Origin of the sequence: Acinetobacter sp. V91_7 (genome assembly GCF_031799075.1) — a bacterium.
In the GTDB taxonomy this organism is placed as follows: Bacteria; Pseudomonadota; Gammaproteobacteria; order Pseudomonadales; family Moraxellaceae; genus Acinetobacter; species Acinetobacter calcoaceticus.
Window position 1 is genome coordinate 284240 of sequence record NZ_JAVQNT010000043.1, and the last position, 14598, is coordinate 298837.

Here is a 14598-nt window from a genome sequence, read left to right on the forward strand (position 1 = left end):
ATGGCTTGGTCACGCAATGAAATGGCACAACGTGCTGCAAAAGAACTTGAAGATGGTTTTTATGTCAATTTGGGTATTGGCTTACCTACCCTAGTTGCCAACTATATTCCTGAAAATATTAATGTTTGGCTTCAGTCTGAGAACGGTTTATTGGGTATTGGCGAGTTTCCAACTGAAGAAACTGTTGATGCCGATTTAATTAATGCAGGCAAACAAACAGTTACTGCTCGCCCTGGCGCTGCTTTTTTCTCAAGCTCAGCGTCATTTGCCATGATCCGTGGCGGCCACGTAAACATTGCAATTTTAGGTGCAATGGAAGTTTCCGAAAATGGTGACTTGGCTAACTGGATGATTCCGGGTAAGAAAGTAAAAGGTATGGGCGGCGCAATGGATTTGGTTGTTGGTGTTCAAAAAGTTGTAGTTCTTATGGAACATTGTGCAAAAGACGGTACGCCAAAAATTGTGAAAAACTGTAGTTTACCTTTAACCGGTAAAGGCGTGGTTCACCGCGTAATTACTGACTTAGGTGTAATGGACATTACCCCACAAGGTGTTGAACTGATTGAACTTGCTAAAGATGTCACTCTAGAACAAATTCAAGCAGTTACAGGTGTCGAATTCTATAAAACCTTAGTTGCTTAAATTTTAATTTTTAGTTAGCCAGACAAGACTTAAGCTAGAAAGTGAGCTTAAGTCTTAGCCCCTTTAAGCACCGGATGTGCTGTCAACGAATAAGAACGAGAAGGATTTTTTCAGCTATGGAAAAACAGCAAGGAATTTTTGAAAGATTTGCTCTTCGGATTAGTGACTGGTCTGAAAAGTGGTTTCCAGATTCATATATTTTTGCACTACTCGGCGTCATTATTGTCTCTATTGCAGCTTTGGGTATTGGTGCTCCAATCCAAGATGTAGCGACGTCATTTGGTAATGGTTTTTGGAGTCTTATTCCATTTACGCTACAAATGACCATGCTAATTATTGTGGGTTATGTCGTTTCCGTATCTAAGCCCATCAAATTTCTGATTCAAAAAATGGCACGTATTCCAAATTCTGGGCGTGGTGCTATTGTTTTAGTTGCGACCGTCAGCTTATTAATTTCACTGGTCAATTGGGCGGTAAGTACGATTCTTACTGCGCTTCTAGTGATCGCATTGGCAAAACGTAAAGAGCTGAATATGGATTATCGTGCTGCCGCGGCAGCTGCGATTATTGGTATGGGTGCAACTTGGGCGTTAGGAATTAGTTCGTCAGCAGCACAGCTTCAAGCGAATAAAAGCAGTTTGCCTGAGTCGATTTATAATTTGACTGGTGTTATTCCATTTACTGAAACGATCTTTCTTTGGCAATCAATTGCGATGACCATTATTTTGGTGATTGTTTCAATCGCAATCGCGTATTGGTCGGCTCCCAAAGGTAATAATGTCAAAACGATTGAAAGTTTTGACATTCAATTTGAAGAAGAAAAGCCACATGAAGAGAAATCTACTCGTCCGGGTGACTGGTTAGAAAACTCGCCTATTTTAACGATTATTGTAGTGGCTTTAGGCTTAATCTGGATGTTTTTTGAATTTTCAAAAAGTAATCCTATCATTGCCATTTCAAGTTTAAACACATACAACTTTGTTTTTTTAATGCTAGGTCTAGCATTACATGGAACGCCACGAAACTTTTTAAATGCTGTTGCAAAGGCAGTTCCAGCTGTATCAGGAATCTTGATTCAGTTCCCACTTTACGGAAGCATCGCTTTTATTATGACGCAAGCTTTAAATAGCCAAGATTTATCACTGTCACACTATGTTGCCGAGTTTTTTGTCTCTATCGCTTCAAAAGAAACCTTTGCGATTGTGATGGGAATTTACTCTGCCATACTCGGGTTCTTTGTACCTTCTGGCGGTGGAAAATGGATCATTGAAGCTCCGTATGTGATGCAAGCGGCAAATGATTTAAAAGTTCATTTGGGCTGGTCTGTACAGATTTATAACGCAGCTGAAGCTTTACCAAACCTAATTAATCCATTCTTCATGCTTCCAATGTTGGGTATTTTGAAACTAAAAGCAAAAGATGTGATTGGTTTTACAGTTACTCAGCTCGTCGTACATTTTCCCTTAGTTTTATTTTTATTGTGGTTCTTTGGAAGAACGCTTAGCTATACCCCACCGACTTTTTAATTTACTGGCGCCTTTAGTTTCGGCTAGAGGCAAATTTAGCAAATACACCAATAAGAGATATTAAGATGAGTTCAATTGTTATAGTTTCAGGTAGTCGTACTGCAATGGGCGGTTTTCAGGGCAGTTTATCTTCTTTAACTGCTCCAGAGCTTGGTGCTGCAGTAATCCGTGAATCGATTAAACGTGCAGGTGTTGCACCAGACCAAGTAGATGAAGTTATTTTTGGTTGCGTACTGAGCGCAGGTATAGGCCAAGGACCAGCTCGTCAGGCTATGCGTAAAGCTGGTGTGCCCGATCATGTAGGTGCAGTCACTATTAATAAACTGTGTGGCTCGGCCATGAAAGCTGTGTTAATGGCATCAGACACCTTAAAAGCTGGCAGTGCCAACATTATTGTTGCGGGTGGTATGGAATCTATGACCAATGCGCCTTATATTTTGCCCAAAGCTCGCGGTGGTTACCGTATGGGACATGGTGAAATTAAAGACCACATGTTTTTAGATGGCCTTGAAGATGCTGAAACAGGCCGATTAATGGGTTCTTTTGCTCAAGACATGGCAAATACCAAAGGCTTTACACGTGAGCAAATGGATAATTTCGCGATTTCTTCACTCAAAAAAGCGCAAACTGCGATTACAGAAGGTTACTTCAAGGAAGAAATTGTTCCTGTTGAAGTAAAAACACGTAAAGGTGTTGAAATTGTTGATCAAGATGAACAACCATTAAAAGCGAATCTTGAAAAAATCCCAACTTTACGCCCTGCTTTTAGTAAAGACGGTACAATTACAGCTGCAAACTCAAGCTCAATTTCTGATGGTGCTGCTGCATTAGTACTCACCACTGAAGAATATGCTCAGTCTCATGGTTTAAATACTTTAGCAAAAATTGTGGCGACTTCTAGTCATTCACAGCATCCAAGCGAGTTTACAATTGCTCCAATTAGCGCAATTCAAAAAGTACTTGAGCGTGCTGGTTGGTCTGTTGACGAGGTAGATGCTTGGGAAATTAATGAAGCTTTTGCAATGGTCGCAATGACGCCAATTCATGAGCTAGGCATTGATGAAGCAAAAGTAAACATACACGGCGGTGCTTGTGCTTTAGGACATCCAATTGGCGCAACGGGTTCAAGAATTATCCTTTCTCTTATCTATGCTTTAAAACGCCTAGGTAAAAAGAAAGGTGTTGCTGCACTATGTATTGGTGGTGGTGAAGCTACAGCGGTCGCAATTGAAATCTAAAAATCAAACCACACAGAAGATGTAGGAGTTTTTCTTACATCTTCTTTTTTAGACTTTAAAAAGTTCATAACAGGTTTGGCGGAACCATTTATGGCTACTTTTATGATGACAAGACATATGCCAATGTTGTTTAACATCATAAGTTGGGAAGTCGAGAGGTGCTGGTAAAATCTGTAAATTTTCTCTGACCAATAAGACTTGGCTCAAATAATACGGTACGGTTGCAATCGCATCTGTCTCTTGAACGACTAAACCTACCCCTAGATAACTTGGTAAGCGGATTAGAATATTTCTATCCAATCCTTTGTTCTGTAATTCATTTTTAATGTGGTAGTGACCGATTCCTGCATCAATATCGATATGATATTCGCGCATATAATCATCTAAAGTAAAATTATTTGGGTCTAAACGAGGATGGCTCTTAGAGCTAATCACCACATAATGTTGTTTGAAAAACTTTTGTTGATAAAAGCCTTCTTCTAATTGAGGTAAAAAACCAATTGCAAGGTCAATTTCACCATTTGCCATTTGATAACTGGTTTCTGGTGTAATCGGCCGAATATTCAAGCGAATTAAAGGAGCTTTCTCTTTTAAATAGTTTGTTAATTGCGGCAATAAGACCAGATGAGATACATCTGTCATCGCAATAGTAAAAAGTTGATCCGAAGTAAGTGGGTCAAAATTCACACTAAAATTATTAATACTTTCAACTTTATCAATCACTTCACTAACAAGTGGAAAGATTTCTTTAGCTAATTCGGTTGGAATCATCTCATTCCCAACACGAATAAAAAGTGGATCATTAAAATGCTGACGGATTTTGTTTAGTCCATTACTAACACTCGGTTGGGTAAGACCAATAGCATCAGCAGCCATTGAAACGCTTTTAAACCGATAAATATGATAAAAAATATTTAGTAATCTACTATCTAGATCAAACAAAATTGTCTCCGTCTGGATCAAATAATCCATTCAAAAGGAATGAAAGCAGGTAAAGCACATATAAAAATGCTCACTAGATTTCTGAATTATTGATATATGGTCTAAATTAACAAAGAATCTAGACCATGAGCAATGCTTTATAAAGCCTTTCGTCATAAAGACAAAGGTATGGGCGCTTTAATTGATTACTTTGTATGTAAATATGTTGAATACAATACATATCCTTATAAGTTTTTATAAATTTTAATCAGGCTGAGTTTGGAAGCCCTTCCAGATTTGCTGGACTGCTTTGTTATCACTCAAATTATTTTTAAAAATGTAAATATCTTGAGGAAGACAATATTCATGATGATCCAACATGACCAGTTTTCCGTTAGCAAGATCTTCCTCTACATTAATTTTTGGAATCCATGCCACCCCTAGGCCTTGCAATACCAGCTCTTTCAAATTAGTTGCATTATCAGTCTCGTATAAGGTTTTATAAATTAGTTTACCTTCGATCAGTTGGTCGACCAATTTTCGCAAATACGCATGTTTACTGTAAGCAAGCAATGAAAAATTATTCTGAATCGTATGCTTAGGCGTATGGTCGGCTTCGGTAGCTGATACAGGAACAATCTCTGTTTCCGCAATCTTGATTCCGCTTAAAATATCATCACCAACACGATTAATATTAGATCGGTCTGCATAACAAATCATAAAATCGCAGGCACCTTCTTTTAAAAGAGATAAGCCTTCGCCACTATTCGTCGCGACAATTTCAATTTTTAGATCACGCATAAACGTTGGGAATTTTTTCAAAAAAGTCGTTAAAAAACCAGAAGCTAATGAATGAACAACACAGAAACGAATAGTAGATTCGGTTTCATTTTTAATATTTTTAATCAGCTTAGCGGTCTCTTCTACCTGCTTTTCAATATTTTTAGACATAACCAGCATAATTCGCCCGATGTCTGTAAATTCAATATTATTTTTATTATTTCTAATAATAACTTCAGCTCCTATCATCTCTTCTAATTGCTGAATTCTACGCGTAAAAGCAGATTGACTAATAAATCGCTTTTCGGCTGCCTTTGAAATAGAACGCTCACGCTCTAATGTCAAAAGATCTTCTACCCAACGTACTTCTAAGTTCATTTTATGCATTCCCTTTTTATATTTATGTCCTTAATTTGTCTTGTTGGGAAGCTGGATAAATAGCTGAATAGATGAATGAAAAATATAAAACATGGGAGTACCTGCAAAAATGCGATGGAAGAATGGCAAGGCCAAACGATAAAAGTATGTATTTAATAATTCTGACATAGAAAAGAGTGTAAGAGAATAAAAGACTTTGATTTAACTCATCAACTCATACAAATATAAAATTATTGCGGTAAAAATTATTTTAAATCAATAATTAAATTAAACATAACCTAAGTAAATGAGCACTTCAATCTTAATAAAAAATAAAAATAATCTTATGTTTTCATCATGTTTTTAATTTTGATAAAAAAAAAGTCCGTACCTTGGGGAAGAATACGGACTGTAAAACTAAAATGTTACTATTTTGATTATTTCAGGATTTAAGCTTTCTGACCTAATAAAATCATTCAAATCAGAAGATATATTTGCAGTATAATTCAACTAAATAAACCTGACTATTCTACTAAAGTATCTATCCGAGATTGAGCTGAAACAAATTTCTAATATTCACCAATGAGATAATATAGCTTTCTTGAAATTTCAACCATCATATTAGAAGTATATTGAGTGATTTCAAAAACTTGCTTTTTCTGTGGGTTAAACACCATATTATCTTTTTCATCGCTAAAAAAGATATAAGTGGTGTATTTGTCCATTTGATGGATATGCTCTTTTAAGCTTACTTTTTCCCCAGAATTGGGATCATAGGCGATAAACTTCATTCTCATGAATTTTGTCTCTATACATACGGTCTTTTACCTAAAGTTTAATAAAATTTAGGTAAAACAATATTTTGATGGATAATGTAAAATAGTTAGGCTGAGTAACCGTGGCTATTTATAAGATATTGCTACGATACTATTTGCCTTGTTTACAGAGGTTTCCGCAGAAGCAATAGATTGCTCGGCTTCTTTAAGCAGACGAGAAGTTTTTGACTCTCTCTTCTCTTCACCCTGAAAAAGTACATAGTATGTAAAACTACCCAAAATAATTAATGCAGCTGTGACTTTTAACATAAACTTAAAACTAAGATTTTTTTGTATTATAGTGATTTTTATGTGAAATGCATCACATTTTTATATAAATTTGTTAGATAACCTACACTCTTTGTGCTATTAGCCTCGTTAATTTACTTGATATTTCACTTAAATTAATGAATCTATAATTTCGTATTCGGTTATTTTTTAATTACATGGCCATTTTGTTCATCAAAGAATTTTTTCATATTAAATTTATCTAAATAGTAAACTGTTAATTTAAAAAATAAAATTTACATTTAATTAGTGCAGGAAAAAGAATTTTTTATTTTTAGATTTAGAAAAGAAGAAAACTGATATGCAAAAAATGCATAATTAACTTGATAAATGCATTAGAAGTGAAGCATTTCGAAATCTAATATGAATTATCTACTCTACTAATTCGAAGTTTAATGATGAACGCTGAAATTACCACCCGTATTGAGAAGGATCTTATTGGTTATAGAGAAATCAACAATAATGATTATTACGGAGTTCAAACATTACGTGCTCTAGAAAACTTTAATTTAACCCAAAGCAAGGTTGGAAATTTCCCCCATTTAATTAAAGCTTTAGCAATGGTAAAACTTGCTTGTGCTGAAGCGAATCATAATCTTAAAAGCTTAGATCAAACTAAATTTGAAGCAATTGAATACAGTTGTAATCAACTTATTCGTGGTAATTTTCACGATCAATTCCCGATCGACATGTTGCAAGGTGGTGCTGGTACTTCAACCAACATGAATGCAAATGAAGTATTGGCGAATGTTGCTTTAGAATATATGGGACATGCAAAAGGCCAATATCAATATTTACACCCTAATAATGATATCAACATGTCACAGTCTACAAATGACGTGTACCCTACTGCAATTCGTTTAGGCTTATTATTAAATTTAGACGAATTGAATCTCCCTTTTAATAACTTAATTTTAAGTTTCCGTAACAAATCTCAAGAATTTGCTCACATCTTAAAAATGGGTCGTACTCAGTTGCAAGATGCTGTACCAATGACATTGGGTCAAGAGTTTGGAGCTTTTGCAGTAACCTTACAAAAAGACCTTGAGCAAATTAATACGCTTATTCCAAATGTTTTAGCTTATATGAACCTTGGTGGCACAGCGATTGGTACGGGCATTACCACTGAATATAGTTACCGTGAACTTGCGATTCAAGCGCTTGAAAAAATTTCTGGTAAGAAAATTAAGTCTGCTCCAGATCTAATTGAAGCAACTTCAGATATGGGTGACTTTGTTCTTTTATCTGGTTTATTAAAGCGTACCGCAACTAAACTTTCTAAAATTGCTAACGACTTGCGTTTACTTTCAAGTGGTCCACGTACTGGTATCAATGAAATTAATTTAGAAGCACGTCAACCTGGTAGTTCCATCATGCCGGGTAAAGTAAATCCAGTTATTCCTGAAGCAATGAACCTTGCTTGCTTCCAGATTATTGCAAATGATTTGGCTGTAACTTTAGCTGCTGAAGCTGGTCAACTACAGTTGAATGCAATGGAACCACTTATTGCATTCAAACTATTTGAATCTATGGATTTGCTTGGTAACGCGATGGCAATGTTCCAGTCAAAATGTATTGATACGATTACGGCGAACCCTGAGCATTGCAAAGCTTTGGTTGAAAACTCAATTGGGATTGTGACTGCACTTAACCCATATTTAGGTTATGAAACTACAACTCGTATTGCTAAAACTGCAAATGAAACTGGGCAAAGCGTATTGGCTTTAGTTCAAAATGAAGGCTTATTATCGGCACAAGTGCTTGATGATATCTTGTCGATTAATAATATGGTTAAACCAAAAATGTCGGCTTAATTCCTGAAATAAAAAAGGAGCTTTTATAAGCTCCTTTTTTATTTGTGTTATAAATTTTAAAAATTAAAAGTTGTAGAGAATTGAGCTGTACGAGGATTACCCAAGAATAGATAGTCATCCCCCATGAATGGACCAACGTCACGCCAATATTTCTTATTAAATAAGTTGTCAATATTGAATCTAAACGTCGTGTCATGCCCAGCAAAATTTGTTTTATAGGCAGCACCAATATTAAAGACGCTATATCCACCTACTTTTGCAGTTGCCTCTTTGTTTGCATATTTACTACTACTATATTGCATGCCACTTAACAGTCTTAAACCTTCAACTGAAGGTACTTTATAAGATAACTGAGCAGTTGCCCGTAATTTTGGTACATTTTGAGTTTGGTGGCCTCTATAACTGTCAGTATCAACATAAACAAGGCGAGATTTGGTATAGGTAACGCCAGAGCTTACGTCAACTGTATCAGTTAAGGCACCAGTCAAGCCTAATTCAATACCTTGATTATGCTGTTCGCCCTGTTCAATAAAATCGAAAGTTCCATCAGTATTTACTTTGCTATATTGATTGTCTTGTTTTAAATCAAAAATAGCTGCTGTTACCAAGAAGTTGCGTATTTGTTGCTTAACACCAATTTCATATTGTTCAGAATTTCTAGGTGATAATATCTGGGGACCAGTGTCATACATGACATTGTTTGTATACCAAGGTGCTTCACCACCATCTGATAATCCTTTGGCATATGAAGCATAAAGATTAGTCTTAGCAGTTGGGCTATACATAAGCGCTAATTGCGGTAAAAACTTATTTAAATCGGTATCTCGGCTTTGCTGCCCATCTGAATTATAAGCCTGTTCATCAAGGTGAATAAGTTTTCCACCCAGTAAAGTTGACCATTGCTCGTTAAATTGAACTCGGTCAGATAGAGTAAATGCTGTCTGATCACTTTCTAGAGCTTTGTAACGATCGCCTAAGCTGTCTGATGAGGGACTGTAATCTACCGTATCTTGATAAATATTGCCTGTTCCTACCGCCACATTAAGAGGTGTATGGTGCTTTAGGGTCTTATAAGTACGTTGTAGTTCCAAAGCAACTTGATGTTGAATGTTAGCAGTGTTGAATTTTCCATTTAACCCAGCAGCAAATTGGTTGGTAATACGTGTGTCATCTGGACTACGATAGTCATAAAGATCATAGTTGCCATCTTTATCGAATACCGCGAGTGGATTACCCGATGAGTAATAACTTCCATAAGGAAACACAATATAATCATCAATTACAACACGGCTTTGCGAGGCACTTAAGCTGCCGTTCCATTGATCGTTAAAGGCATATTGATATTTCAAGCTTGCATTTACGCTGTTATTTACAACAGGTTTGCTCCAAGACTGATACCCCAACAAACGGTCTTCATCAACATTTGTTGGTACTTGTCCATCAAGCAGTTGATACCCCGGAACTGAGCGTTGGCTTTGATGCTGAGCTTCAATATCAAACAGTAGTTTAGAGCGATCATTAATTTTCCAATCTAAAGCAACTGAACCAAACTCACGTTTACCATTTGCATGATCGACATTTGGGTGAATACTTTCATGAGCTAAATTAATTCGATATCCAAATTTATCATTCAAAAAGCCGCCTACATCCGTTGCAAGTGTATAACCACCTTCTGAGTTTGCATCGACGGTAACACTCTTAACATCGGCAGGTCGTTTGGTTACATAGTTGACAACACCACCTGGAGTCGACATTCCACTTTGAATTGCAGAAATCCCTTTTAAAATTTCTACTCGCTCTTTATTTTCTAAGGCAACGTTTTGTTCACCACGAATGTTATGGCCATTAATAAGATAACTTGAACCTAAATCGAGCGAAAAGCCACGAGCTACGAAATTAGGGTAATAACCAATTGCAGCATAGCCATCTCCTAACGATGAGTCATTCTTAACAACATCAGTCAGTGTTTTTGCGTGCTGATCGGCCATACGTTCAGATGTAATTGTTGTGATAGATGCAGGAATCTTTTTTATATCGCCTGTTTGAAAACCAGATAAATCAACTTTTTTTGAGGAATACAAATCGTCAGTGTTTTGGGTAGCATTCACGGTAATTGTAGGTAGTTGAGAAACCTCCGCTTCATTTGCATAGACAACCGATGTCATCAGTGCAATAGATGATGCTAATGCTGTTTTAGAACATGTAATGAAGTGAAGATTTAACGAGTGTCTGTCCATTGAATAACTACCTGCCCATACCGTGCATAATATAAGTATGCTAAAAGTCGGAGATCTTCCATATTTTTTAGCCTCGAAAGAATACAGTGACACATATCGAGAAACAACAAATTATGTAATTTTCAGATCAAGTAAATTTTATGTAATAAAGCGTCATCATTATATGAATTTCATTTATTTTCTTTGAAATTGGTACTATAACTTTTTAAGTATTACCAAATAGTCAAAATAAAACTAAGCTCAAAATAGGCTTAAAACCAAGGAGGAATACAATAAAGAATATGGTTGATGAATTACATATTTGATTTTAAATAAAGTTTGTGGTGCATGATCTTCTAACCAAATTAAGGAAATGTTCGATAATCGATAAAAATATCTTTCAATCGAACAAAAGATCATACAATCACTAGAATGGAAATTTAAAATTATAAAAAATGCATAGAGAGGAATTCTAAGGTAAGTACTCAGGATTGAGTGATATTTAAAAACTCATGCTATTTCCTGTTCAGTACACCTAAAAATTTCTATTTTTTTCTGCTAACTGACGGAATATATATGACATACACTAAGGAAGAAAAACGTAGCAGAATACGCGGTATTGTTGGTGCGGCCTCTGGTAACCTTGTTGAATGGTTTGACTTTTATATCTATGCAGTCTTTGCTGCCTATTTTACACAAGCCTTAACTGCACCCGATATGGATAGTTCGACCAAAGCTATTTATGTCTGGGGTGTATTTGCTGCAAGTTTTTTCATGCGTCCTATTGGTAGTTGGATATTCGGGCGCATTGCAGATCGACATGGTCGAAAAAAATCAATGGTCATTTCTATTTGCTTAATGGCATTGAGTTCCTTCTTATTTGCGGCCTTACCTACCTACGATCAAGTCGGATTATTTGCTCCATTTCTATTACTGGTAGTACGCTTACTTCAAGGTTTATCTGTAGGTGGTGAATATGGCGCCGTAGCAACCTACATGAGTGAATTAGGATTAAAAGGCCAACGTGGTTTTTACTCCTCTTTTCAATACGTCACACTCTCTGGTGGTCAATTACTGGCAAGTTTGCTCGGCGTAATTTTATTAGCATTTTTGAGTGAGCAACAATTACATGATGGCGGTTGGCGTATTCCATTTGTCATTGGTGGTTTTGCTGCAATTTTATCTTTACTTGCTCGTAGTCGCTTAGAAGAAACCCTTTCTCATCAAGATAGTGAACGTGAAGAGTCTGGTAGCTTAAGAGAACTCTTTAAAAAACATTGGAAAACCTTTTTATTGGTGGTTGGTTATACCTCTGCGGGTTCATTAACTTTTTATGTTGAAACTGTTTATTCAAAAACCTATTTAACTAACTTAGGTATGGATGGAAAAACCGTTGGTTATATTATGACCTTCGCATTATTTGTCTATATGTGTGCTCAACCTGTATTTGGTTCAATTTCCGACCGCATTGGGCGACGTTCTTCAATGCTGGCATTTAGCTTATTATCTGCAATTTTTATCTATCCAATTATGGCGATTGGAATGCCTAATTATATAGATTCACCGATTATCATTACCTTGCTACTCATTTTTATGATGATGATCTTGAGCTTCTATACATCAATTAGTGGCTTAGTCAAAGCAGAGATGTTCCCTCCTCATGTGCGTGCACTAGGTGTAGGCTTCTCTTATGCGGTAGGTAATGCCATTTTTGGTGGATCGGCTCCTTCAGTTGCACTACAGTTTAAAGCTGCTGGAATTGAAAACACCTTCTTCATCTATGTCATTGTTATGCTTATTATCTGTTTCTTATGTAGCCTTGCGCTGCCGAAAAAACCAGATTATTTAGAACATGACCATTAAATCAATGAGATGCCTTTTGTCCCAAGCAAAAGGCATCTTTAACACTTAACAAACTCTTTTAAGAAAACCCAAGGATAAATTCCTTTGTCATGCCCATCACTAAAACAGATTTGGGCGCCATATCCTTGATCAAACATTGCGGTAATTTCAACTTCCTGCTGTTCAATTTCTATTTGTTTTATTCGTTTTGATCTGCAAAAACCGCAAGGACAAATTTCCCTAAGATGTTGGTGGCTCAAGCATACGCTTGAACCATCATTCCAAATAAAATGAACTTGTTTATTTATAGTATCTACACGGATATCAGGTCTGGTTTGCATACTTCACCTCACCAATTTGATTTAATCCAATACGAATTGCTTTTCGGACTTCAGGATCAGAATCATGTTGATGCTGCTCTAATAGCATTTGAGCTTCTTGTGTGCCAATTTCCCCAAGTGCTAAAGCAACTTCTTTACGTAAATTGCTAATTTCATGTTTAAAATTAACTGCCAAATCTGCAACTGCCAAACTCGATTTTAACAATCCCAAACTACGTACAGCTGCTATTTGTACTTGCCAGTAAGGATCCACTAATGCCTTAATTAAGTGTACTTCCAGTTCGGAAATACGTAATTTCCCAATAGTTAATGCAGACTCCACTCTTAACTGCCAACTTTCAGCATTTAGTGAATGATTAAGTGCTTGAATCACATCAATTGATAATTTTTTACTATAAGCCAAACCACCTGTTGCAATACGTCGTACTTCGTCATCTATATCTGTTTCAACAATTTTTGCCAATATTGCAATGGCTTGATCTTGTTGCAACCAGCTTAAAGCACTCACAGCTTCACGGCGTACAAGAGTATCTTGCTGCTGTACCAAAGCTGATATTTCTGCAAAGAATTGCTGCGCTCGTAAAGGCTTTAAAGCGCGTAAGATTGCACTTAGTACAAAAGTGTCTTGATGCTGTAAATATGGTGCAAGTACATCAGCTGATGCAGCTTCTTTGATTTCACTTAAACTCTGGCTCGCTGCGAGACGCACATTAAGATCGGAATCAGTTAAAGCCTGAGCCAATACCTGCAAGCTGGTTTGATCTTCCCAACTTTCTAGTTTTTTTGCGGCCTCTTCACGCACTAAGGCTGACGAGTCATGTTGCAGTGCTGTATGTAACCAAGGTAGTAAATCTGGATTTTCTTCGTCACCGATGTTCATTAAAGTAACAAAACGAACCTTCTCATCTGGATGGTTCAACTGACCAAGAAATTCTTGATTATATTCATCTTGGTCATCTAAAGCTTGATAATAAAAACTCATTCGTATTCCTTGATTTGTGCTTTCTTTCCAAGCCCTAAAGGGTTTAAGCGGCTTAACTCTTCTTGTTGAGTGGCTTCCTTTAAAGTTTGCATGCAATGTTTTTTAATGGTTGTAAATTCACTACTTGTGACAAGTTCGATATCACGTGGACGTTCAAAATCAAGGTTGATTTCCTCAATAATTCGGCCCGGTCTATGGCTCATAATCAGTACTCGATCTGCCAGAAAAAGTGCTTCATCAATATCGTGGGTAATAAATAAAACCGAGGTTTTGATTTCTTGCCAAATGTCGAGCAATAGCATTTGCATCTTCAAACGGGTTTGCGCATCTAAAGCACCAAAAGGTTCATCCATTAATAAGATACGAGGCTCATTAATAAGTACTCTCGCAATTTCAACTCTTTGCTGCATACCACCTGAAAGTTCAGCTGGAAATTTCTGCTCAAAACCTTTGAGCCCAACCAGGTCAATCATTTTCTTTGCCTGATCTATACGGTTTTGTTTACCAACACCCTTCATTTTTAAACCGAAAGCAATATTTTCAAGCACACTTTTCCATGGAAATAACGTATGTTGCTGGAACACTAGCCCTCTGTCTGGATGCGGCTCAACAATAGTTTCATTATCGACCGTTAAAGCCCCTGAACTAATGGGTAAGTGCCCAGCCAAAGCACCTAGTAATGTTGATTTTCCACAACCTGAAGGGCCAAGTAGACAAATAAACTCACCCGATTGTATTTCGAAATTAACCCGATCTAGTGTTTGAAAGCGACTTTTGCCTTGCCCTAAATGTAGAGATAGATTTTGAATGCGCACATCGCCATGTTTAATCGACAT

12 protein-coding genes and 1 pseudogene are annotated in these 14598 nt (G+C 36.6%); 5 read left to right on the forward strand and 8 right to left on the reverse strand.

What is annotated here, in order from left to right:
- From RMB03_RS16215 to RMB03_RS16225, 3 genes are all read left to right on the forward strand, one after another.
- Positions 1–642 carry a 3-oxoacid CoA-transferase subunit B gene (locus RMB03_RS16215; protein ID WP_004642758.1) on the forward strand — a complete coding sequence of 214 codons (642 nt, stop codon included), beginning with the start codon at positions 1–3 and terminating at the stop codon, positions 640–642.
- Between the two features lie 116 nt (positions 643–758).
- A complete protein-coding gene (locus tag RMB03_RS16220) occupies positions 759–2168 on the forward strand; it encodes a TIGR00366 family protein (protein WP_311076934.1) in 1410 nt (469 codons plus the stop codon).
- Between the two features lie 65 nt (positions 2169–2233).
- Positions 2234–3406 (forward strand): thiolase family protein, encoded by a 1173-nt coding sequence (locus RMB03_RS16225; RefSeq protein ID WP_311076935.1) that lies wholly within the window; start codon positions 2234–2236, stop codon positions 3404–3406.
- A 48-nt stretch (positions 3407–3454) separates the two neighbouring features.
- Here RMB03_RS16225 and RMB03_RS16230 read toward each other — a convergent pair whose 3' ends face one another.
- The 4 genes from RMB03_RS16230 to RMB03_RS16245 all read right to left on the reverse strand — a co-directional run bounded on the left by RMB03_RS16230 (position 3455) and on the right by RMB03_RS16245 (position 6549).
- Positions 3455–4348, reverse strand: a complete 894-nt coding sequence (locus tag RMB03_RS16230; protein WP_311076936.1) for a LysR family transcriptional regulator — start codon at positions 4346–4348, stop codon at positions 3455–3457.
- A 243-nt stretch (positions 4349–4591) separates the two neighbouring features.
- Positions 4592–5485: a LysR substrate-binding domain-containing protein gene (locus RMB03_RS16235; protein ID WP_056479894.1), complete on the reverse strand. Its 894-nt coding sequence runs from the start codon at positions 5483–5485 to the stop codon at positions 4592–4594.
- Positions 5486–6033: 548 nt separating this feature from the next.
- Complete coding sequence (locus tag RMB03_RS16240) at positions 6034–6255, reverse strand: hypothetical protein (RefSeq protein ID WP_080028261.1); 222 nt, start codon at positions 6253–6255, stop codon at positions 6034–6036.
- A gap of 111 nt (positions 6256–6366) precedes the next feature.
- Positions 6367–6549 (reverse strand): hypothetical protein, encoded by a 183-nt coding sequence (locus RMB03_RS16245; RefSeq protein WP_004642753.1) that lies wholly within the window; start codon positions 6547–6549, stop codon positions 6367–6369.
- Positions 6550–6962: 413 nt separating this feature from the next.
- On the opposite strand from RMB03_RS16245, the gene RMB03_RS16250 reads away from it, so the two are divergent.
- Positions 6963–8381 carry an aspartate ammonia-lyase gene (locus RMB03_RS16250; protein WP_081407550.1) on the forward strand — a complete coding sequence of 473 codons (1419 nt, stop codon included), beginning with the start codon at positions 6963–6965 and terminating at the stop codon, positions 8379–8381.
- A 56-nt stretch (positions 8382–8437) separates the two neighbouring features.
- On the opposite strand, the pseudogene RMB03_RS16255 reads toward RMB03_RS16250, so the two are convergent.
- Positions 8438–10646 (reverse strand): annotated as a pseudogene (locus RMB03_RS16255) (TonB-dependent siderophore receptor).
- A gap of 527 nt (positions 10647–11173) precedes the next feature.
- Here RMB03_RS16255 and RMB03_RS16260 point away from each other — a divergent pair.
- Positions 11174–12460, forward strand: a complete 1287-nt coding sequence (locus RMB03_RS16260) for an MFS transporter (protein ID WP_004642750.1) — start codon at positions 11174–11176, stop codon at positions 12458–12460.
- A 38-nt stretch (positions 12461–12498) separates the two neighbouring features.
- On the opposite strand, the gene RMB03_RS16265 is transcribed toward RMB03_RS16260, so the two are convergent.
- Genes RMB03_RS16265 through RMB03_RS16275 form a run of 3 tightly spaced genes read right to left on the reverse strand, consistent with a single transcriptional unit; the run spans position 12499 to position 14598 of the window.
- Complete coding sequence (locus RMB03_RS16265; protein ID WP_311076937.1) at positions 12499–12780, reverse strand: gamma-butyrobetaine hydroxylase-like domain-containing protein; 282 nt, start codon at positions 12778–12780, stop codon at positions 12499–12501.
- Positions 12764–13762 carry a HEAT repeat domain-containing protein gene (locus tag RMB03_RS16270; protein WP_311076938.1) on the reverse strand — a complete coding sequence of 333 codons (999 nt, stop codon included), beginning with the start codon at positions 13760–13762 and terminating at the stop codon, positions 12764–12766. Before RMB03_RS16270 ends, RMB03_RS16265 begins: the two co-directional genes overlap by 17 nt.
- Positions 13759–14598, reverse strand: a complete 840-nt coding sequence (locus RMB03_RS16275) for an ABC transporter ATP-binding protein (RefSeq protein WP_311076939.1) — start codon at positions 14596–14598, stop codon at positions 13759–13761. Before RMB03_RS16275 ends, RMB03_RS16270 begins: the two co-directional genes overlap by 4 nt.